Source organism: Nocardioides sp. OK12, from assembly GCF_024341885.1.
GTDB classification, from domain to species: Bacteria; Actinomycetota; Actinomycetes; order Propionibacteriales; family Nocardioidaceae; genus Nocardioides; species Nocardioides marinisabuli.
This window is the reverse complement of the sequence record NZ_BNET01000001.1, coordinates 796,953-818,038: the sequence shown is the minus strand read 5'-3', so window position 1 is coordinate 818,038 and position 21,086 is coordinate 796,953. Positions and strand designations below refer to the sequence as shown.

General features: G+C 73.8%; 19 protein-coding genes. 9 read left to right on the top strand and 10 right to left on the bottom strand.

Going from position 1 to position 21,086, the window contains the following annotated elements:
• The first annotated feature begins 23 nt into the window (after window positions 1–23).
• From nagB to OCU29_RS03990, 6 genes are all read left to right on the top strand, one after another.
• Window positions 24–809: a glucosamine-6-phosphate deaminase gene (gene nagB / locus OCU29_RS04015; RefSeq protein WP_261818868.1), complete on the top strand. Its 786-nt coding sequence runs from the start codon at window positions 24–26 to the stop codon at window positions 807–809.
• 14 nt (window positions 810–823) lie between these two features.
• Window positions 824–1,972, top strand: coding sequence for an N-acetylglucosamine-6-phosphate deacetylase (gene nagA / locus OCU29_RS04010; protein ID WP_261818867.1), 1,149 nt, complete (start codon window positions 824–826; stop codon window positions 1,970–1,972).
• 120 nt (window positions 1,973–2,092) lie between these two features.
• Entirely contained in the window at window positions 2,093–2,344 is a 252-nt protein-coding gene (locus tag OCU29_RS04005; RefSeq protein ID WP_179616200.1) for a BatC protein, read from the top strand.
• Window positions 2,344–3,579 (top strand): cupin domain-containing protein, encoded by a 1,236-nt coding sequence (locus OCU29_RS04000; RefSeq protein ID WP_261818866.1) that lies wholly within the window; start codon window positions 2,344–2,346, stop codon window positions 3,577–3,579. The genes OCU29_RS04005 and OCU29_RS04000 overlap by 1 nt, the downstream gene beginning before the upstream one ends.
• A complete protein-coding gene (locus OCU29_RS03995) occupies window positions 3,576–4,457 on the top strand; it encodes a sucrase ferredoxin (RefSeq protein WP_261818865.1) in 882 nt (293 codons plus the stop codon). Before OCU29_RS04000 ends, OCU29_RS03995 begins: the two co-directional genes overlap by 4 nt.
• A gap of 106 nt (window positions 4,458–4,563) precedes the next feature.
• The gene (locus OCU29_RS03990) at window positions 4,564–5,658 is read left to right on the top strand and encodes a class I SAM-dependent methyltransferase (protein ID WP_179616197.1); all 1,095 of its coding nucleotides are present in this window, start codon (window positions 4,564–4,566) and stop codon (window positions 5,656–5,658) included.
• Between the two features lie 43 nt (window positions 5,659–5,701).
• On the opposite strand, the gene OCU29_RS03985 is transcribed toward OCU29_RS03990, so the two are convergent.
• Window positions 5,702–5,878, bottom strand: a complete 177-nt coding sequence (locus OCU29_RS03985; RefSeq protein WP_179616196.1) for a hypothetical protein — start codon at window positions 5,876–5,878, stop codon at window positions 5,702–5,704.
• A 185-nt stretch (window positions 5,879–6,063) separates the two neighbouring features.
• Here OCU29_RS03985 and OCU29_RS03980 point away from each other — a divergent pair, with 185 nt between their 5' ends.
• Entirely contained in the window at window positions 6,064–7,224 is a 1,161-nt protein-coding gene (locus OCU29_RS03980) for an MFS transporter (RefSeq protein ID WP_261818864.1), read from the top strand.
• Between the two features lie 73 nt (window positions 7,225–7,297).
• On the opposite strand, the gene OCU29_RS03975 is transcribed toward OCU29_RS03980, so the two are convergent.
• The 6 genes from OCU29_RS03975 to OCU29_RS03950 all read right to left on the bottom strand — a co-directional run bounded on the left by OCU29_RS03975 (window position 7,298) and on the right by OCU29_RS03950 (window position 13,640).
• Entirely contained in the window at window positions 7,298–8,200 is a 903-nt protein-coding gene (locus OCU29_RS03975; protein ID WP_261818863.1) for a patatin-like phospholipase family protein, read from the bottom strand.
• 40 nt (window positions 8,201–8,240) lie between these two features.
• Window positions 8,241–9,584, bottom strand: coding sequence for an NAD-dependent succinate-semialdehyde dehydrogenase (locus OCU29_RS03970; protein WP_179616189.1), 1,344 nt, complete (start codon window positions 9,582–9,584; stop codon window positions 8,241–8,243).
• Window positions 9,585–9,640: 56 nt separating this feature from the next.
• Window positions 9,641–10,441 carry an ABC transporter permease gene (locus OCU29_RS03965; RefSeq protein WP_179616188.1) on the bottom strand — a complete coding sequence of 267 codons (801 nt, stop codon included), beginning with the start codon at window positions 10,439–10,441 and terminating at the stop codon, window positions 9,641–9,643.
• Complete coding sequence (locus OCU29_RS03960; RefSeq protein WP_261818862.1) at window positions 10,441–11,211, bottom strand: ABC transporter permease; 771 nt, start codon at window positions 11,209–11,211, stop codon at window positions 10,441–10,443. The genes OCU29_RS03965 and OCU29_RS03960 overlap by 1 nt, the downstream gene beginning before the upstream one ends.
• A gap of 100 nt (window positions 11,212–11,311) precedes the next feature.
• On the bottom strand, window positions 11,312–12,439 hold the full coding sequence (locus tag OCU29_RS03955; protein ID WP_261818861.1) for an extracellular solute-binding protein: 1,128 nt from the start codon (window positions 12,437–12,439) through the stop codon (window positions 11,312–11,314).
• 121 nt (window positions 12,440–12,560) lie between these two features.
• Window positions 12,561–13,640 (bottom strand): ABC transporter ATP-binding protein, encoded by a 1,080-nt coding sequence (locus OCU29_RS03950; RefSeq protein ID WP_261818860.1) that lies wholly within the window; start codon window positions 13,638–13,640, stop codon window positions 12,561–12,563.
• A 119-nt stretch (window positions 13,641–13,759) separates the two neighbouring features.
• Here OCU29_RS03950 and OCU29_RS03945 point away from each other — a divergent pair, with 119 nt between their 5' ends.
• On the top strand, window positions 13,760–14,515 hold the full coding sequence (locus OCU29_RS03945; protein ID WP_218876346.1) for a FadR/GntR family transcriptional regulator: 756 nt from the start codon (window positions 13,760–13,762) through the stop codon (window positions 14,513–14,515).
• The gene (locus OCU29_RS03940) at window positions 14,512–15,219 is read left to right on the top strand and encodes a cache domain-containing protein (RefSeq protein ID WP_179616183.1); all 708 of its coding nucleotides are present in this window, start codon (window positions 14,512–14,514) and stop codon (window positions 15,217–15,219) included. Before OCU29_RS03945 ends, OCU29_RS03940 begins: the two co-directional genes overlap by 4 nt.
• Window positions 15,220–15,255: 36 nt before the next feature.
• On the opposite strand, the gene OCU29_RS03935 is transcribed toward OCU29_RS03940, so the two are convergent.
• The 3 genes from OCU29_RS03935 to OCU29_RS03925 are packed head-to-tail and all read right to left on the bottom strand — an operon-like array spanning window position 15,256 to window position 20,962.
• Window positions 15,256–18,738 (bottom strand): ATP-binding protein, encoded by a 3,483-nt coding sequence (locus OCU29_RS03935; protein WP_261818859.1) that lies wholly within the window; start codon window positions 18,736–18,738, stop codon window positions 15,256–15,258.
• A 2-nt stretch (window positions 18,739–18,740) separates the two neighbouring features.
• Window positions 18,741–19,478: a DUF4194 domain-containing protein gene (locus tag OCU29_RS03930; RefSeq protein ID WP_179616181.1), complete on the bottom strand. Its 738-nt coding sequence runs from the start codon at window positions 19,476–19,478 to the stop codon at window positions 18,741–18,743.
• A complete protein-coding gene (locus OCU29_RS03925) occupies window positions 19,475–20,962 on the bottom strand; it encodes a DUF3375 domain-containing protein (protein ID WP_261818858.1) in 1,488 nt (495 codons plus the stop codon). The genes OCU29_RS03930 and OCU29_RS03925 overlap by 4 nt, the downstream gene beginning before the upstream one ends.
• Between the last annotated feature and the right edge of the window lie 124 nt (window positions 20,963–21,086).

Sequence of the window (21,086 nt, the reverse complement as noted above, 5' to 3'; positions counted from 1 at the left end):
CACCGCGAAAGGACGCACCGACCATGGAGATCGTGATCCTCGACGACCCCGGGGCGATCGCACGACTCGCGGCCGACACCATCGCCGCGCTCCTCCACGAGAAGCCCGCCGCCGTGCTCGGGCTGGCGACCGGCTCGTCACCGCTGTCGCTCTACGACGAGGTCGCAGCCCGCTGTGCGCGGGGCGAGCTGAGCCTCGCCGAGGCGCGGGGGTTCACCCTCGACGAGTACGTCGGCCTGGGCGCCGAGCACCCGGAGCGGTACCGCAACGTCATCGACCGCGAGTTCACCTCACGCGTGGACATCGCCCGCGATGCCGTGCACGGGCCGGACGGCCTGGCCGAGGACGTCCCGGCGGCCTGCGCGGCCTACGAGGAGGCCATCGCGGATGCCGGCGGGGTGGACCTGCAGATCCTCGGGATCGGCACCGACGGGCACATCGGCTTCAACGAGCCGGGATCGTCGTTGGCCTCGCGCACCAGGATCAAGACCCTGACCCGGCAGACCAGGCTCGACAACGCGCGGTTCTTCGGCGGCGACCTCGACGCGGTGCCCACCCACTGCCTCACCCAGGGGTTGGGCACGATCATGGCCGCACGGCACATCGTGCTCATCGCCACCGGGGAGGAGAAGGCCCGGGCCGTGCACGAGCTGGCCGAGGGGCCGGTCAGCGCGTCGTGGCCGGCCACGGTCCTGCAGCACCACCCGCACGTGAGCGTGCTGCTCGACGACGGGGCCGCCAGTCACCTCCGGATGGCCGGCTACTACCGGGAGACGTACGCGGCCAAACCGGGGTGGCAGGGACTGTGACACGGGCACCCCAGATGATCTCCGCCGACTGCATCGTCACCGGGGAACAGGTCCTGAGGCCCGGGTGGGTCGAGGTCGCCGACCACCGGGTCGTCGCCCTCGGCGCCGGCCTCCCACCCCGGGCCGCGGACACCCCGCTCGGCGCCGTGACCGTCGTCCCCGGGTTCGTCGACACCCACGTGCACGGCGGTGGTGGCGGGGCCTTCTCCGACGCCACGCGCGAGGCGACACGTGCGGCCGTCGACCTGCACCGCCACCACGGCACCACCTCGATGGTCGCGTCGTTGGTGGCTGCTCCGCCGGAGGCGCTGCTGCGTCAGGTCGACAGGCTCGCCGGGCACGTGGAGGACGGGCTCGTCCGCGGGGTCCACCTCGAGGGGCCGTGGTTGTCGCCGCAGCGATGTGGTGCGCACGAGCCGTCGGCCCTGCGCGACCCCGACCCCGACGAGCTCGCCGCGCTGCTGGCCGCCGGACGCGGGACCATCCGCATGGTCACCCTCGCCCCGGAGCTGGACGGCGCCACGGCCGCCATCAGGCAGGTCGTCGACGCCGGCGCCGTGGCCGCGGTGGGGCACACCGAGGCCACCTACGACCAGACCCGCCTCGCCGTCGCGGCCGGTGCCACCGTCGCGACCCACCTCTTCAACGCGATGCGCCCGGTGCACCACCGGGAGCCGGGCCCGGTCGTCGCCCTGCTCGAGGACGACAGGGTGACGGTCGAGCTGATCACCGACGGCATCCACCTGCACCCCGCGCTCTACCGCGAGGTGCTGGGCCGAGCCGGCGGCGACCGCGTCTCCCTCGTCACCGACGCCATGGCGGCCTCCGGCATGCCGGACGGTGCCTACGAGCTGGGTGGTCTCGCGGTGCACGTCGTCGAGGGGGCGGCCCGGCTGGTCGGCAGCGACACCCTCGCCGGCAGCACCGCCACGATGGACGCCCTGTTCCGCTTCGCGGTGTCGCAGGCCGGCCCGGACCTCGACACGGCCCTGCTCGCCGCCGTGCGGCAGACCTCCATCGTCCCGTCGAGGGCGCTGCACCTGCCCGAGGCCGGCCTCCGCGTGGGTGCGAGCGCGGACGCCGTCGTCCTCGACGACGGGCTCGCCGTCACCGGCGTCCTGTCCCGGGGGGCGTGGGTCCGCGACCCTGCCGGAGCCGGCTGATCGCGACCGCCACCCTCGGGGGGTGGGCACCGGTCGCCGAACTGGCTATACACGAGGGGACGGCGTCGACCGGCGCCGCGTGACCGGGCCCGCGCGGCCCTGACGTGCAAGGGAGACGACATGAGCCAGTCCGAGACCGAGGGCCCGGCCGACGGCGGTGCCGAGGGCACCCCGGGCGTGCACGACGGCGGCGCCGACGGCGGTGCCGACTCGGGTGCCGAGGGCCCCGCTGACGGCGGCGCCGAGGGCACCCCGGGCGTCCAGGACGGGGGCGCGGACGGTGGGGCCGAGGGTCCCGCCGACGGTGGCGCCGATGGCACCCCGGGCGTCCAGGACGGCGGCGCCGACGGTGGGGCGGACAGCTCCGCCTGATGTCGCACCAGCCCCAGGACGGCAGGCCCCCCACCGCGGGGCCTGCCGTCCCCGCCCGTCCGGCACTGGCCCGCCTGGTCGGTGACGTCGACCGGTTCGCCGAGGCGTCGTGGGCCCGCGAGCCGGTGCTGCGCCACACCGCCGAGGTGGCGGCGGGGGCGGCCGGCTTCGACGACCTGCTCACCACGGGGGCGGTCGACGAGCTGGTCTCCGAGCGCGGCCTGCGCACCCCGTTCCTGCGGGTCGCCAAGGCGGGTTCGACGCTCCCCCACAGCGCCTTCACCGCACCCGGTGGCCTGGGCGCCGGCATCGGCGACCAGGTCAGCGACGACAAGCTGAGCGCGCTCTTCGCCGCCGGCTCCACCCTCGTCCTGCAGGGGCTGCACCGGGTCTGGCCGCCGGTCATCGACTTCTGCCAGCAGCTGGCCGCCGACCTCGGCCACCCGGTGCAGGCCAACGCCTACGTCACGCCACCGCAGAACCAGGGCTTCGACGACCACTACGACGTGCACGACGTCTTCGTGCTGCAGGTCGCGGGGCGCAAGAAGTGGTCGATCCACGCGCCGGTGCTGCCCTCGCCGCTGCGCGACCAGCCGTGGACCGACCACCGCGACGCCGTACGACGCGCCGCCGAGCGGGAGCCGGTCATCGAGGCCGTCCTCGAGCCGGGCGACGTCCTCTACCTGCCCCGCGGCTACCTGCACTCGGCCACCGCGCTGGGCGGCGTCACCGTCCACCTCACCCTCGGCGTGCACAGCTGGACCAGGTACGCCGTCGCGGAGGAGCTCGTGGCCCTGGCCCTGCAGCGGCTCGGCGACGACGAGGAGGCACGCGCCTCCCTGGGGCTGGGCACCTCGCTGACCGGCGAGGAGCTCGACCTCGACCTGGTCGGCAAGCGGCTGCGCGACGCGCTCGAGTCGATCGACGCCGACGAGGTCGCCGAGCGCCTGCGCTCGCGGCGCCGCGACGCCCAGCGCGCGGCCCCCGTCGGCCCCCTCGCCCAGCACGCGCTGGCCACGTCGCTGACCGACGACACCCCGCTGCGGCTGCGTGCCCACCTCGAGGCCACGCACGAGGAAGGCGCCCTGACCACCCGCGCCGGCAGCGTGCCGGTGGCCGGCGTGCCCGACGCCACGCTCGAGAGGCTCGTGGCCGGTGGGGCCGTCACCGCCGCGGACCTGGGCCTCGACCGCGCCCGTCGACTGGTCGAGGCGGGACTGGTCGTCGCCGGATGACGAGCCGTTGCTCCGACGAGGCCGCGGCACGCCACGACCCGATGCTCGGGACCGCGCCCCCGCAGCACGACTGGCTGCTGGTCGAGCACCCCGGGCCGTGGCCGGTCACCGCCCCCTTCGGCGCCGACCTGCCCACCCCGCTGCTGCAGGAGCTGGGGCACCCGCAGCTGCGCACCCTCTTCATCCGACGCCACGGCCGCGACGGCGCCGCGGACCGGCTGACCGGGCCGCGGCGCTGGTACCGGTGCGACGCCGGTGGTCTGCGCACCGGGCTCTGGCAGCGGCCCGAGGACCTGCTGGTCAGCCTGCGCCCGGATGCCGGCGAGACGTACGACGCTCCCCTGCTCCTGGTCTGCACCCACGGGGTCCACGACCTGTGCTGCGCGGTCAAGGGTCGCCCGGTCGCGCGGGCGCTGGCCGAGCGGTGGCCCGAGGCGACGTACGAGTGCAGCCACGTGGGGGGCGACCGCTTCGCCCCCAACCTGCTGCTGCTCCCCGACCTCGCCTGCTACGGCGGCCTGGGCCCCGACGAGGCCGTCACCACCGTCGGGTCGCACCTCGCCGGGCGGGTCGACGCGACCCGGCTGCGCGGCGTCGCCGGCCTGCACCCCGCCGAGCAGGTGGCGCTCGGCACCGTGCTCGAGAGGTGGGGCCCGGCCCCGGTCGGGGCCCCGGCTCCTCGTCTGGTCGAGCAGGTCGGCACCTTCGACGCGGGCCGCTGGACCGTCGACGTCGCCGGGCGGCCCCCGCTCCCGTCACGGGTGCGCGTGGTCGTGGACAGCACCCGCCGCCCGGAGGCTCGCCTGACCTGCCGGGCCGTCCGCCCGACCCGGGCGCTGCAGTGGGACGTCGTGTCGGTGGAGCCCGACCGCGGGTGACGACCGGGTCCGGACGCCCGGGCTACACCACCTGGTCGATGCGCGGCCTCGTCCTGGCTGCCTAGCCTGCGAAGGAGGTGACAGTGACACGAGGAGGGTGAGAAGGATGGAGACCGGCACGACGACCGCGCCGGGGAGCACGCAGCCCGATGCCGACCGCGTCGAGGCGGTCGCGGGCGAGCTGTTCGCCACGCTGACGGCAGGCGCCACCGCGCTCATGCTGAGCCTCGGGCACCGCACGGGCCTCTTCGACACGATGGCGTCGCTGCCGGCCTCGACGAGCGGTCGGGTCGCCGAGGCCGCAGGCCTGCACGAGCGCTACGTGCGCGAGTGGCTCGGCGCGATGACCACCGCGGGGATCGTCGAGCACGACCCGGCCGCGGACACCTACCGTCTCCCCCTCGAGCAGGCCGCACTGCTCACCCGGGCCGCGGGACCGCACAACATGGCTTCCCTCATGCAGTTCATCCCGCTGCTCGCCCAGGTCGAGGACGCCGTGGTCGGCAGCTTCGTCCACGGCGGCGGGGTCGGCTACGAGTCCTACCACCGGTTCCACCAGCTGATGGCCGAGCAGAGCGCGCAGACCAACGACGCCTCCCTCGTCGACACGATCCTGCCCCTGGTGCCCGGGCTGACCGAGCGCCTGGAGTCCGGCATCCGCGTGGCCGACATCGGCTGCGGCCAGGGACACGCCGTCAACCTGATCGCCCGGGCGTTCCCCGACAGCGAGGTCGTCGGCTACGACTTCTCCACCGACGCGGTCGCGGTCGGCCGCGCGGAGGCGGCGTCCTGGGGGCTGACCAACGCGCACTTCGAGGTGCGCGACGTCGCCGACCTCAGCGGCACCGGGACGTTCGACGCGGTCACCGCCTTCGACGCCGTCCACGACCAGGCCCACCCCGGCCGGGTGCTGCGCCAGGTCGCCGAGCACCTCGCCCCCGACGGGGTCTTCCTGATGGTCGACATCCGCGCCTCGAGCGACGTCGACGACAACGTCGAGATCCCGTGGGCGCCGTTCCTCTACGCCGTCTCCACGATGCACTGCATGCCGGTCTCCCTGGCGCTGGGCGGCGACGGGCTGGGCACCGTGTGGGGCACCCAGCTGGCCCAGCAGATGCTCGCGGAGGCCGGGTTCACCGACGTCCGGGTGGAGTCCGTCCCCACGGACTTCATCAACGCCTACTACGTCGCGCGACGCTGACGGGCGCTGGACGACGCTGCACGACGCTGGACGACCGAGCCCGTCAGTGACGGTCCGGCGGGTCATCGGGCCCCGCCTCCGCCTCGGGGCCCGGCCCACGGCGCTCGGCGGCCTGGTCGCGCAGGTCGCGCTCGATGCGCCGCGCCCGGGGCCGCTCGAACAGCAGGATCGCCAGGGCCACGCCCAGCAGCACCACGATGGTCAGCACCAGCTCGAACACGCTCTCCTCCTCGGTGTCGTGCTCCGTCCCCGGTGGGCACCGACCAGCCTAGGCGGCACCACTGCCCCGTCCCCGTGCGAACGGGCTGCGTAGGGTCTGCGCGTGGAGCACGGGGCGCAGGACGCATGAGGACAGCACGACGCCCGCGGGGCGGCGCACGCCCACCGATCCCCAGCGAGATCTGGGTGCTGATCGGTGCAGCGTTCGTGATCGCGATCGGCTTCGGCCTGATCGCGCCGGTGCTGCCGGCGTACGCGCGCACCTTCGACGTCGGCGTGGCAGCCGCGTCGGTGGTCGTCTCGGCGTTCGCGTTCTTCCGGCTGGTCTTCGCCCCGGCCGGCGGCGCGCTGGTCTCGCGGCTGGGCGAGCGCCCGGTCTACCTGACGGGCCTGCTGGTGGTCGCCGCGTCGTCGCTCGCGACCGCCTTCGCCCAGTCCTACTGGCAGCTGCTGGTCTTCCGCGGGCTGGGCGGGCTCGGCTCGACCATGTTCACCGTCTCGGCGATGGCGCTGCTGGTGCGCCTCGCACCGCCCAGCATCCGTGGCCGGGTGTCGTCGGCGTACGCCAGCGCGTTCCTGGTCGGCGGCATGCTCGGCCCGGTCCTCGGCGGGCTGCTGGCCTCGCTCGGGCTGCGCGTGCCCTTCGTGGTGTACGCCGGCGCGCTGGTCGTCGCCGTCGTCGTGGTCGGCACCCGGCTCAGCGGGGCCCGGCTGCGGCCCGCCGCCGACCAGCCGCAGCGCCCGCCGATGCCGGTGCGCGAGGCGATGGCCCACCCCGCCTACCGCGCGGCGCTGGCCTCGGGCTTCGCCAACGGCTGGTGCAACTTCGGGGTGCGGGTGGCGGTGCTCCCCCAGTTCGCGATCACCGTCTACGACCGGCCCTGGGTCGCCGGGGCGGCCCTCGGCGTCGCCGCCGTCGGCACCGCGCTGAGCCTGCAGGTCGCCGGCCGGGTCGCCGACAGCCTGGGCCGCCGACCGCTGGTCATCTTCGGGCTCGCGGTGACCGCGCTGGGCTTCGGCCTCCTCGGCCTGGCCGACGACCTGGTGGTGCTGCTGGTGCTCTCCGCCGTCTCCGGGCTCGGCGCCGGCCTGGTGAACCCCGGGCAGCAGGCGGCCGTGGCCGACGTCGTCGGCAACGAGCGCGGCGGGGGCAAGGTGCTGGCGGCCTTCCAGATGGCGCAGGACTCGGGAGCGATCGTCGGGCCGATCCTGGTCGGGGTGATCGCCGACCAGGCCGGCTTCGGGTGGGCGCTGGCGACCACCGCCCTGGTCAGCCTGGTCGCGCTCCTGCCGTGGCTCGGGGCACCCGAGACGCTGCCGGAGCCGGCGGACGAACCGGCTCGCTGACGCCGCCCGGGGCGTCCTGCTCGACCGGCGCGCGCCCTGTGGACGTCGAGGCGACGGCCTGGACAGGAGGGGCTCAACGCCCGGGGTGCACCTCGTGGGCATGGCGGTGGGGCGCGAGGTAGCGGGCGGGGTCGGGCCGCTCCAGGCCTCCGTCGGCGATCCAGGCGGCGGCGTCGGCGTGACCGTGCTCGATGAGCTCGGCCGCGCGGCTGAAGTCGCCGGGCGAGACCGAGAGCGGGCACGGGGGCGGCAGCAGCCCGACGTCCACGCCCTCGACCGGCTGGGACACCTCGATCACGAGCTGCTGCTCGATCAGCAGCGACAGCGCGTGCACGGCCATCCCGATCGCCGAGCGTGGCGGCTCGTCGATCGCGCAGGGCACCCCGGCCGGCAGCACCACCACGCGGGTGGCGCCGAGCTCGACCGCGTGCGAGACCCCGGCCCGGGTGGCGATGGCCCCGTCGACGAGCCACCGGCCGTCGAGGTGCACCGGGGGCAGCACCCCCGGGATCGCGGCCGTGGCGCGGGCCGCCGCGCGCACCGGGCCCGACGAGAGCAGCACGTCGGAGCCGGTGAGCAGGTCGGTGGCCAGCAGGTGCACGGGGATCCGTGCCTGGCCGAGGTCCTCGATGCCGGCCCGCTCCTCGACCAGGTCGCCCAGCGCCTCGCCGGGGAACAGTCCGCGACGTCGCCCCAGCAGCGCCCCGAGCACCTGCAGCGGGCGGAACGGGAAGACGTCGCGCCGGTGCAGCCCGGTCCACACCCGGGCCAGCTCGTCCAGGGACTCCGGCGACGTGCCCCGCGCACCCACCCAGGTGGCGTTGAGACCACCGGCCGAGGTGCCGATCAGCAGGTCCGGCTCGATCCCGGCAGCGGCCAGCGCCTGGAGCATCCCGACCTGGACCGCGCCCAGGCTGCCGCCGCCCGAGAGCACGAACGCGGTGGTGTGGACGGGCGGGGCGTCGCCGGAGGTCATGCGTCGAGCATGCCCGCCGGGCCGCCCGGCCACACCGCGCTCAGCCCACGGTCCGGATCAGCTTCTTGTTGACGAACTCCTCCATGCCGTAGCGACCCAGCTCGCGTCCGAACCCGGACCGCTTCACGCCACCGAACGGCAGCTCGGCGGCGTCGAGCCCGACCCCGTTGACGAAGACCATGCCCGCCTCGATCCGGTCCGCGACCCGCTGCGCCTGGTCCGGGTCGTCGGAGAACACGTAGGAGCCCAGCCCGTACGGGGTGTCGTTGGCCAGGCGGACCGCGTCGTCCTCGTCGGCGGCCCGGAAGACCATCGCCACCGGGCCGAAGAGCTCCTCCCGGTACGCCGGGTTGTCGGGGGCCACCTCGGTGAGGACCCCCGCCGGGTGGAACGCCCCGGCGCGCTCGCCGGCGCTCGACAGGACGGCCCCGCCGTCGACCGCGGCGCCCACCTGCTGGGCCAGGCGCTCCGCGGCGGTCTCGGAGGACAGCGGCGCGTCGGGCGAGGCCGCGAGCAGCGCCTCGCCGAAGCGGGCGACGAAGTCGTCGTAGAGCTCGTCGACCACGATGAACCGCTTGCCGGCGTTGCACGCCTGGCCGGTGTTCTCCAGCCGGGCCGCCACCGCGGCCTCGACGGTGGCATCGAGGTCGGCGGAGCCGAGCACCACGAACGGGTCGGAGCCCCCGAGCTCGAGGACCACCTTCTTCAGGTGCCGGCCGGCGAGCTCCGCGACCGCCGCACCGGCCCGCTCGGAGCCGGTCAGGGAGACGCCCTGGACCCGCGGGTCGGCGATGATCCCCTCCACCTGCTCGTGGGTGGCGTACACGTTGACGTAGGCGCCGTCGGGGAAACCGGCGTCGCGGAAGACCTGCTGCAGCAGCGCGGCCGAGCGCGGGCACTGGGGTGCGTGCTTGAGCACGATGGTGTTGCCCAGGGCGAGGTTGGGGGCGACGAAGCGGGCGACCTGGTAGGCCGGGAAGTTCCACGGCATGATCCCGAGCAGCACCCCGACGGGCCCGCGGCGCACCAGGGCGGTGCCCTCGCCGGCGCCCAGCTCGATCACCTCGTCCTCGAGGAAGTCCGCAGCGTGGGTGGCGTAGTAGTCGTAGATGTCGGCGGCGAAGTCCACCTCGCCGTCGGCGTCGGCCTGCGGCTTGCCCATCTCCTCGATCATGGTCCGCGCCAGCTCGTCGCGGCGCTCGCGGTGCAGCGTCGCCACCCGGTGCAGCAGTGCTGTCCGGTCGGCCACCGTGGAGGCCCTCCCCCACGACGCGTACGCCGCGGCAGCGGCGTCGACCGCGGCCGCGACCTCGCTGTCGGTGGCTGCCTCGAAGGTCTCCACCAGCTCACCGGTGGCGGGGTTGCGGACGGCGTACTCGATCATGGCTCTCTCCTCGGGGACGGTGCGGTGTGGGGTCGACGGTGGGGTCGACGGTGGGGTCAGCGGCTGGGGTCGACGTCGTTCGACAGCCGCTGGGCGAACCAGACAGGGACGATGGAGACCACGATCAGGACCACGGCCACGACGTTGACCACCGGCGCCTGGTTGGGCCGGAACATGTTGTTGAGGATCCAGATCGGCAGGGTGTTGGCACCGCCACCGGCGGTGAACGTGGTCACGATGATCTCGTCGAAGCTCAGGGCGAAGGCGAGCATCCCGCCGGCCAGCAGCGCCGAGCGCATCTGCGGCAGCGTCACCAGGCGGAAGGTGGTGAAGACGCCGGCGCCGAGGTCGGCGGAGGCCTCCTCGAGGCTGGTGCCCAACCGGCGCAGGCGGGCCTGCACGTTGTTGAAGACGGTGACGATGCAGAAGGTGGCGTGCGCGACCACGATGGTCCACAGCGACAGGTCGATGCCGAGGATCCCCCGGAAGCCGTTGTTGAGCGCGATGCCCGTCACCACGCCCGGGAGGGCGATCGGCAGGATCACCAGCAGGTTGACGGAGTGCTTGCCGAAGAAGGAGTAGCGCTGCAGCGCCATGGCCAGCAGGGTGCCGAGCACCAGGGCGATGGCCGTCGCGATGAGCGCCACCTGCACGCTGGTCAGCAGCGCCTCGCGCGCCCCGGCGCTCTGGCCCGCACGACGCCACCACTCGAAGGTCACCCCGCTCGGCGGCCAGGTCATGGTCTGGCTCGGGTTCACCGAGTTCACCAGCACCACGAACAGCGGCAGGTAGATCAGGGCGAGGACGCCCACGGTGACCCCGGCCAGGGTGCGGCGGGCGGCGAGGCTCAAGTTCATCAGAGGTTCTCCAGGGCACCCGTGCGGCGGATGGCGGCCAGCAGGACCAGCGTCACCACGATGGGGATCATCGCGATGGCGGCCGCCAGGGGCAGGTTGTTGGCGGCGCCCGCGTTGACGAAGACGAGGTTGCCGAGCATCTGGCTGGCCCCGCCCACGATGTTGACGGTGATGTAGTCGCCCATGGTCAGCGAGAAGCTGAAGATGGCCCCGGCCACGATGCCCGGCACGAGCAGCGGCAGCACGATCGTGCGCAGGACCATCCCGGTGGGGGCACCGAGGTCCCCCGCCGCCTCGAGCATGGAGTCGGGCACCCGGTCGAGGGCGGCGAAGACCGGGAGGATGACGTAGGGCAGCCAGATGTAGGACTGGGTGATCACGACGGCGGTCAGCCCGTAGCCCGGCGAGCCGATGCCGCTCCACTCGGCCAGCCCGCCCTCGGACAGCACCACGCGCCAGGAGAAGGCCTTGACCAGGTAGCTGGCCCACAGCGGGGTGAGGACGGCGACGACGAGCATGTTGCGCACCCGCGGTGTCGCGACCTTGGCCATGTAGAAGGCGATGGGCAGCGCGATCGTGACGTCGACGACCGTGACCGCCAGGGCCACGCCCAGGGTGCGGAGGGTGACGTTGCGGTAGACCTCGTTCTCCACCAGGGTCCGGAAGTTCTCCAACGTCCACGACCGGTCGATCTCGCTGGTCAGGCTGTCCACCGACCAGAGCGAGGTGATCAGCAGCGCCGCCAGTGCCAGCACGTAGACCAGCAGCATCCACGCGAGCGGGGCCGAGAGCAGCAGCGCCAGGCGCAGCCAGGGGCGACGGTGCAGGAGCCGGGACCGGTCTCGGTGACGTGGGAGGTGGCGGCCATGCTCAGCCCTTGATCTCCGTCCAGGCCTGGGTCCAGTCGGCGTAGTCGGTGCACTCGACGTCGCGGCCGTCGAGGCAGTCCTTGATCGGCGTGCGCCAGAACCACAGCTGCTCGGCGTACTCCTCGTCACCGGCGTGGAAGATGTCGCAGTGCTCGGGGTTGGTCGTCTCTTCGCAGGCGGCCGGGCTGTTCGGCGCCTCCCCGAAGTACTCGGTCGCCTGGGCGTTGGCCTCGGGGCTGAGGATGTAGTCCATCCAGGCGTAGGAGCAGTTCGGGTTCTCGGCCTGCGAGGACAGCATCCAGGTGTCGTTCCAGGCGGTGGCGCCCTCCTCGGGCAGCGTGACGGCGACGTCCTTGTTCGAGATGTTGTTCTTGATGACCTGCCACGTGGTGCCGACCACCGAGTTGCCGGTCTCGAAGGCCTGGATCTCCTTGAGGTAGTCCGACCAGTACTCCCCGACGTACTCACGCTGCTGCTTGAGCAGCTCCACCGAGGCGTCGAGCTGCTCCTGGTCGAGCGCGTAGGGGTTCTCGATCCCCAGCTCGGGCTGGGTCTTCATCAGGTACAGCGCGGCGTCGGCGATGTAGATCGGCGAGTCGTAGGCGGTCACCTTGCCCGCGTTGCGCTCGAGCTCCTCCTCCTCGAAGACGGCCCCCCACGAGGTCGGGGCGGTGTCGAAGCTCTTCTCGTTGTACATGAGCAGGTTGGCGCCGTAGCCGTGCGGGACCCCGTAGTTGACCCCGTCGAGGGTGTTCCACTCGCTGTCCTTGAGGAAGTCGAAGACCTGGTCGTAGTTGGGCACCAGGTCGGTGTTGACCTCCTGCGCCTCGCCGGAGCTGATGAGGCGCAGCGACAGGTCGCCCGAGGCCGCGATGACGTCGTACTCACCGGACTTGGCGAGGTTCAGCGCCTCGTCGGAGGTGCCGTAGACCTTGCTGGTCACCTGGCACCCGGTCTCCTCCTCGAAGGCCGAGACCCAGTCGACGTCGGGATCGTTGCTCCCGTCCTCGACGTAGCCCGGCCAGGCCAGGATGGAGACCTGCCCCTCCATCTCGCCGAGCTCCTCGACCGCCTCGGTCGTCTTGTCGTCGTCACCGGCACCGCAGGCGGTCAGGACCGTGACCGCCATGAGGGACAGACAGGTCGCGGCGAGACGGCCGCGTCGGAAGTGGGAGTTCATGTGGGGTGTCGCTCTCTGTGAGGGGGTGGGGTGGGGCTCCGCTGCGCGGTCGCAGCGGTGGAGGTCGGGGTCAGGTGGACGTGGAGAGGGGCACGACGTCGGCGCGGGCGAACCGCACGGTCACGGTGTCGCCCCGGTGGCCGCGGGTGTCGAGCGCTCCGGCGGCCTGCTCGAGGACGACGAGCTCGAGGCCCTCCTCGGTGCGCAGGTGCACGCGGTGCCCGGTCCCGAGGTAGATGCTCTCGACCACCGCGGCCTCGAGGCGGACCTCGTCTGCCGAGACGTCGGTGTGCTCGCCCACGGGCGAGAGGTGCAGCCGCTCGGGTCGCACGGCGTGGTCACCACGCACCCCGAGGAGGCGCTGCGAGGTCTCCGTGTCGAGCAGGTTGGTGGTCCCGACGAAGCCCGCGACGTACGCCGACGTGGGGTGCTCGTAGATCTCGCGCGGCGTGCCCAGCTGCTGGATCCGGCCCTGGTCGAAGACCGCGATCCGGTCGCTCAGCGTCAGGGCCTCCTCCTGGTCGTGGGTGACGAAGACGAAGGTGATGCCGAGGTCGCGCTGCAGCTGCTTGAGCTCGACCTGCATCTGCTCGCGCAGCTTCAGGTCGAGGGCGCCGAGCGGCTCGTCGAGCAGCAGCACCCGCGGCTGCAGGACCACGGCCCGCGCGAGGGCGACGCGCTGGCGCTGGCCCCCCGACAGCTGGGCCGGGCTGCGGTCGCCGAGGTGGTCGAGCCGCACGGTCTCCAGCGCCTGCCGGGCCCGCTCCCGTCGGTCGCGCTTGCCCATCTTGCGCACCCGCAGGCCGTAGGCGACGTTGTCGAGCACGCTCATGTGCGGGAAGAGCGCGTAGTCCTGGAAGACCGTGTGCACCTCGCGCTCGAAGGGCGCCGCCCGGGTCACGTCGACGCCGTCGAGCTCCACCGTCCCGGCCGTGACGGACTCGAAGCCCGCGATCAGGCGCAGCACCGTGGTCTTGCCCGAGCCCGACGGCCCGAGCATCGAGAAGAACTCGCCGTCGTCGATGTCGAGGTCGACCCCGTCGACGGCGGCGACCTCACCGAAGGTCTTGCGCAGGCCGCGCAGCGAGATCGCGGGCTGCGTGCCGGCTGCGGACCGCACCTCCGCGGGAGCGCTGGTGGGGACGGTCATCGCAGCTGCCTTTCGTCGAACGCCGAGGAGTTCTCGAAACATATGACTTCATAGTTCATAGTTACAAGAGTTCGGGCAGGATGGACCCGAAATGTCATCGGGCGGAAACACGAGAGGGAGTGCTCGACGTGGCGGTGCCGTTCTACGGGCGTGCGTCGGCGGCGGTCTTCTCGCCGCTGGAGTCGATGAGCCGCTCCGCGCTCGTCGTGCGCCGGCTCACCGACGCCATCGCCCTGGGGCTCCTCCCCGACGCCGAGCAGCTGCCCGGGGAGACCGACCTCGCGAGCATCTTCGGGGTCTCGACCGTCACGGTCCGCGAGGCCCTCTCGGTGCTGCGCGGCGAGGGGCTGATCGAGACGCGGAGGGGGCGCGGGGGCGGCAGCTTCGTCCGGACCCCCGAGGACGGCATCGTCCAGCTCGCCCGGCGACGGCTCGACGGCTTCGCGCTCAGCGAGCTGCGCGACCTCGGTGACGTGTACGCCGCCATCAGCGGCGCGAGCGCAGCCCTCGCCGCCCGGCGCTCGAGCAGCGAGGACGTCGACCGGCTGAGCCGGGTCGCGGAGGTCCTGGCCAGCGCCGAGACCCCCGACGCCCGGCGCCGCGCCGACGCGCAGTTCCACATCGAGATGGCGGCCGCCTCGCAGTCCCCGGGGCTCTACCACGAGGAGGTGCGGCTGCAGGCGGAGTTCGGCACCCTGCTGTGGATCGCCCTCGGCGACGACACCAGCCACGCCCAGCTCGTCGACAGCTGCCGTGCCGTCGTCTCCGCGATCGAGCGTCGCGACCCCCCGGCGGCCCGCGAGGCCGCGGAGGGGCGGGTCGCCGACTCGACCGCGCGCCTGATCGACTACCGACTCCGGGAGCACCGCCCATGACCCAGCAGCCCTCCGCCGCCGAGCTCGCCCAGGTGCGCGCCGCCGTCCAGGACCTCGCCCGGCACGCCTTCGAGCTGACCGGTCGCGTCGCCGCCGAGCTCACCACCGCCCTCGAGACCGAGGCGACCCCGCGCCGCAGCCACCTCGGTGCCGTCGAGCGGCTGGTGCAGCCGGTCCTCGGCGACCCGGCGCACCCGGTGCAGGGCGCCGGCTTCGTCGCGGCCGTCGGCCTGCTCGAGGACGCCGCCTACTGGTTGGAGTGGTTCGCGGCCGACGCCGAGGGGCGGGTCCAGCGGCTGGTCACGCACTCGGAGCCGCAGGGCATCGGTTTCTACGACTACGAGTCGCTCCCCTGGTACGTCGTGCCGCGCGACTCGGGCCACCCGCACGTGACCGGCCCCTACGTCGACTACCTGTGCACCGAGGAGTACACCCTCACCTTCACCACCCCGATCACGACCGGCGGCCGGTTCGCCGGCGTCGTCGGCGCCGACATCGCCGTGCCTCGCGCCGAGCAGCTGCTGCTCCCCCCGCTGTGCGCCGCGCGGGCCCGGCTCGCCGTGGTCAACGACGACGGCCGCATCCTGTCCAGCAACAGCGGCCACCACGTGTGCGGCGACCTGCTGCCCGAGGGCTGGCGGACCTCCGGGTCGGCCCACGCCATCGAGGGCCTCCCGCTGTCGGTCGTCACGATGGCCGACTGAGGCCGCGATCGGCCCTCCCGGCGGCGGACCGGGGCCTCAGGCGTCGCTCGCGGCGCTCCCCCGGGCCGTGGCGGCGTCGGTGATCGGGGTGATCCACGCCTGGTGCGTGGTCGCGTTCTTGGTGATGGCGAGCAGCTCGTCCATGTGCGGCTCGAGACCGGTGACCTTGTCGAGCGGCACGCCGATCACCAGCTGGAAGCCCAGGCCCTTCCAGGCCCGCACCGCCCTCCCGGCGAACTCCGAGTCTGCCTTGACGAAGCCCTCGTCGAGGAAGACCGGCGCGAAGCGCGGCCGCGAGCGCATCTCGTCACCGAGGCGGAAGCGCAGCGCGGAGCCGACGATGAAGGCCACCAGCTCCTGGCTCTCGCCGCCGCTCTTCTCCCCCAGCGTCCGGTACGTCGCGCGCAGCTCGCCGCTGAGGTGGTCGTAGCGCTCGGCGCTGACCTCGACGTGGCGGCGTACGTCGAGCAGCCGGTCGCGGTCGGTGGGGGCCCCGCCGGGGGCCTGCGGGCGCAGCTGCTCCATGAAGCGGCTCAGCTCGGCGAAGCGGCGCTCGAGGTCGGCCTCCTCGAGCGGGGCCGTGGACCCGCTGCCCGCCGACAGCGCCCGCAGGTCCTTCATGAACGACTGCACGTGCACCGGCGAGAGGCGTCGCAGCTTGATCCGCAGCCGGTCGCCGGCGCCGCCGAACTCCAGCCGGCGCAGGATCGCGTTGATCGGCACCAGCCGGTCCTCGATCTCCTCGACCGAGGCGGCCATCGCGCCCACCAGCGGCACCAGGTCCTGCCCGCTCCACTCGGTCAGGCGTCGCCGCCACTCCGAGCGGCGGTCGGCCAGGCCCTTGCCCCGGATCTCCTCGAGGATGCGCTCGTAGTCGGGGTAGGAGTCGGCAGTGGCGCCGAGGTTGGGCGAGTCCCAGCGCGACTTGTACTGGCGGAACACGGCCGCCAGGTCGTCCTCGACCCGCTGCACCTCGGCGGTCGCGTCGGCGACGGCGGCGTGCAGGCGGGCCTCGAGCCGCTTGGCGTTCTCGGCGAACCGGTCGAGGTCGTCGGGGTCGGCGGGGGCGGCGGCCGCGGCGAGCTCGGCGCCCAGCGCGACCTCCTGCTCGTCGGTGAGCCCGGTGCTGCCCGGGCCCTCGGGCCGCGGGGTGGCGTCGAGGCGGTCGTTGACGTGGTCCTCGGCCTCGACGAGCTCGCCGTGCCGCGAGCCCAGCGCCCGCTGCTGCTGCTCGAGGGCGAAGCGCTGCTGGCGGGTGGTGTCGAGGCGCGCGGTCAGGTCGTCGATCTGCTCCTGCAGCACCTGCAGCCGGTCGTCGGCGGTCAGGATCGCCTCGCGGCGCTGCTCGAGCTCGGCGATGCGCCGGTCGCAGCCGGTCACGTCGACGTCGTCGTGGCGCACCATCGCCACGGCGTCGTACGCCGAGCGCTGCTGCTCCAGCACTCCGGCGCGGCGGTCCAGCGCGGCGAGCCGGTCGTCGACCTCGAGCATCTGCCGCTCGAGGCGGGCCAGCTGGGCGTCGACCTCCTCGACGGCCTCCTCGCCGGAGAAGCCGATGATGCTGCGCTGCTCGCCGCGGCCGTGGGCGCCGCGGCGGCCGTTGCGGGTCTGCCCGGCCTCGGTGACCCGGAAGCCGGGGCCGTCGAGCCCCGCCGCGGTCTCCACGCAGTAGGCGTTGCGGGACGGCTCCGCGACGTGCTGCTGCACCCAGCCCGAGAACGGCGAGTCCTTGAAGAGCAGCTTGCCCGCGACCCGCTCGGGGTCGGAGGGGCCCGTGCCGGGCAGGTCGAGCTCGACGCCCTGGAAGGTGAAGCGGGTGCGCAGGCGCAGCCCGTCGATCGCCGAGGAGAAGTGCGCGAGCCGGTCGAGGGGCACCAGCATCGTGCGGGCGGTGCCGCCCAGCACGGTCTCGATGGCGGTGCGCCAGCGCGACTCCTCGGGCGCCACGTCGAGCAGCTCGGCGACGTAGGGCAGCTCCTCGGGCGACATGCCCGCGGCCCGGGCGACCTCGGCGCGCAGCTCGTGCAGGTACGACGGCACCCGGCCGGCGCGGCTCTCGAGCGAGGCCCGCTCGCGCCGCAGCGCGGCCTGCTCCTCCTTCAGCGGCACCAGCTGGTCGCGCACCTCGTCACGCTCGGCGCGCAGCCGGGCACGGGCGTCGTCGCCGGCGGCGAGCTGCTTGCGGGCGTGCAGCTGCAGCGCTGCGAAGCCCTCGGCCGAGTCGAGGGCCGAGTCGAGGTCGGGCGCGTCGTCCTGCCCGACCAGCGGGTAGACCCGCTCCTCGAGCTCGGCCAGCCGCGCGGCCCGCTCCTCGCGGATGGCCCGCTCGTGCTCGACCTGCGCGGCCAGCGCCTGGAGGTCCCCGCCGCCGGCGTCGCGGTGGGCGTCCTTGGCGGCCTCGAGGTCCGCGACCAGCGCGGCCTCGGCCGACCGGGCGCCGGCCAGCGCCTCGGAGGTGGCGGCCCGCTCGTCGCGGTTGCGCTCGACCGCGGCCTCGATCAGGCGCCGGTGGGTGCGCAGCAGCCACAGCCGCAGCGGGGTGTCGCCCGGCGCGGTGACGCCGTAGGAGTCCAGCTGCGCGAGCCGGTGCGCCGCGGCCACGCGGCGCTCCTGCAGGCCGGTGACCGGCTCGAGGAGCGCCAGCTTCTCCTCCTCTGTGCGCATCGCGGCGTGCGCGGCGTCGAGGTCGTCGAAGTGCTCGATGGCGCGGTCGGCGGCGGCGTACGTCGCGGGGCGCTCGAGCACCATGTCCTTGTAGAGCTCGTCGACGCTGCGCACCTGGTTGCCCGCCTGGATGCGCGCCAGCAGCCGCAGCGCCTTGGCGCCGTCGCCACCGGCCCCGATGCCGAGCCGGGCGTGCAGCACCTCGGCGTACTCGGCGTAGGTGCGGTGCACCCGCACCCCGGGGTAGAGCTTCTTGAGGGTGTTGGCGTGGAAGCGCTCCGCGACCGCGACCTCGAGGGAGGCCAGGTCGAGCGGCCCCTCGTGGCTGACCAGCTGCATCTGGACCTCGCTGGAGCGGGTCGCGCGACGCGGCACGTAGTAGGTGCGCAGCGCGGTGAAGGAGCCGCCGCGGTCGTTGACGAACGTCATCGCGACCGCGCCCCAGGTGTCGACGCCGCGCCCGCGCAGCAGCTTCTCGACCGGCCGGCCGGTGCGCGGGTCGTCGACCACGTCGACGGCGCCGCGCAGGTAGGACAGCAGGTTGCGCTGGCCCACGCCGCGCGCGCGGCCGCTGACCGCGTCGTTGGAGGCGCCGTTGAACTTGGTGTCCGAGGGCATCATCAGCGCGGTGTAGGCGTCGAGGATGGTGGACTTCCCGACGCCGGAGGCACCCGAGATCATCGTCGCGTCGCCGCCCAGCGGCACCGTGGTCAGGCCGGCGAAGCCGCCCCAGTTGACCATCTGCAGCAGCCCGGCGCGCCACTGCATCGTGTCGTCGCCGGGGGTGGCGACCAGCTGGTGCTCGAACAGGCCACCGGTGCTCTCGTCGAGCTGCTCGGTCTCGTCGATGGACATGCTCACTGGCCTCCGGTGGTGGCGTTGCTCGGGGCGTCGGGCTCGAAGAGGTCGGAGTCGGGGGTCTCGTCGTCGGCGGCCTGCTCGCCGCTGTTGGCGCGCTGCAGCGACTCGAGCAGCTGCTGGAGCACCTCGAGCGGCAGCAGCGGCTCGACGGCCTCGCTGACCTCGTAGCGGTCGTCGCCGACCGCGCCGATCAGCAGGCCCGCCTTGACGATGCTGGCGACCGCGTTGCGGGCCCGCTTCTCGTCGCCGGACTCGTCGGTGGCGTGGGCGGGGCGGAAGCTGGCGACGTAGTCGACGACGTCCTCGCGGTCCACGTGCACCCGGGTCTCGCCGCCGGCCAGGCCGCTGCGCAGCCGGTCGCGCAGGTGGATCAGCACCAGCGTCTCCTCGCGCGACCAGGCGGCGTCGTAGAGCAGCGTCGGGAAGCGGCTGCCGGTCTCGGAGATCGCCTGGCGCTTCCAGGCCACCTCGCGGGAGCGGTCGACGGCCAGGTCGAGGAACAGGTCGTTGAGGCGCGAGCGCAGCAGCCGCTCGTGCTCCACCAGCACCGCCCAGTCGCGCGGGTGGGTGCGGGCCGAGATGAAGCGCTGCTTGAGCAGGGTCACCAGGGCGTGGCGCTGGCCGAGGTCGAGACCGCCCTCGTCGCCCTCGAAGAGGGAGACCGAGCCTGCCTCGAGGTCCTCCTCGCCCAGCGCCTCGACGTCGCCCGGGTCGTGCTCGAGGTAGGTGCTCATCGGTGGTGCTCGCTCTCGAGGTCGGGGTCGGGCAGCGGGGTGCGCGGCACCGTGAAGGTGCGCGTCGAGCCGTCGGGGCGCACGGCGGCGTACGCCTCGAGGCCCTGGTCGCTGTGCCAGCCGCGGTTGGCGGCCAGGTGCAGCAGGCCGAAGATCTCCACGGGCCGGCGCAGGGCGGGGTCGAGGGAGTCGAAGACCTCGCCCAGCGAGCCCGCCGGCACCAGGTCGGCCAGCGCCTCGTCGAGGCGCCCGCGCAGCACCGAGAGCTGCGGGCCGCCCTGGGCGAGCAGCTCGTCGAGCGAGACCGGGGGCGCGTCGTCGGGGTCGGCGGTGGTGATGCGGTCGGGCAGCACGTCGTCTGCCTGGTCGTGGAAGCGCTCGCGCAGGTGGTCGAGGGTGACCCGGGCCGGCAGCAGGGGCACGTCGTGGGTGGCGCGCGGCCCCGTGGCCGCCATCCAGGTCATCAGCTCGGACTCGACCTGGCGCAGCGTCTGCTCGAGCTGGCGGTCGCGCACGGCGTCGTGGGAGACGATGTACTCCTTGAGGGTCGCGGTGACCCGCGAGCGCTGCGAGAGCACCCGGTCGAGGCCCTCGCGGACCAGGCGCACGGTGCCGCGCAGCTCGGCGCGCTCGGCCTCCCCCAGCAGCCGGTCGGAGAGAGGGTGGTCGAGCAGCGCGCCCAGGTCCTCGCGCAGCCGGGTGACCAGCGCGTCGTCGCGCAGCAGGGCGAAGGCACCCTCGAACGCCCGGCCCTCCTGGGTGGCGGTCATCAGCGCGTCGGCGCGGGCCAGGTAGTCGTCGATCACCTCGCCGGCCGGACGGTCCTCGGCCCGGAAGGCGGCCAGGATCTCGCCACGGATCTGGGTGAAGCGCTCCTCGACGCGCGCGAAGTCGCTGGGCAGCGCCGAGACCAGCGAGAGCAGCTCGGTGAAGCCCTCGAGCATGTAGTCCTCGGTCGGGCTGGGCATCTCGGCGCCGTCGACGAGCCGGTCGCGCTCGGCCTGCAACCGCGCGATCTCGCCGTTGAGGATGCTCACGCGCGCGGTGCGGTCGGGGTTGGCCTCGGCGTTGAAGCGGCGCACCGTGCCCAGGAGGGTGGCGATGCGGTGCTCGCTGAGCGTCGCGCGGTCGCGGGTGAGGTTCTTGACCAGCTGGAGCGCCTGCTGGGCGTGCGAGGTCAGCGTGTAGACCTCCTGGCCGCGCTCGTCGAGCGAGCGCACCAGCCACTGCCCGCGCATCCAGCGGTGGCACAGGTCGCGCACGCTGCCGTTGGGCACCTCGACCTCGCCGGCCTGGCGGATCTGGGCGAGCTGCTCCTCGACCTGCGCGTGCAGCCGGGCGGTGGGCACCGGCCGGTTGTCGCGGCCGAAGACGGCCCGGAAGATCGTGATGACCACCGGCGCCTGGCGCTGGTGCAGCAGGGTCAGCGTGGGCTGGGCGAAGGCGCCCTTGACCCGGGCGAGCTCGCTCGCGATCTCGCTCACTGCCTCGTCCTCCTCGACCTGCCCCGGCCCCGCTCCGGCCCGCTCTAGCCTGCGCACACGACGGGCAAGCATCCCAGAGAGGGGGCCCGGGCGGATCCGGCAGGGTGCCGGGGCGCGGGTACGC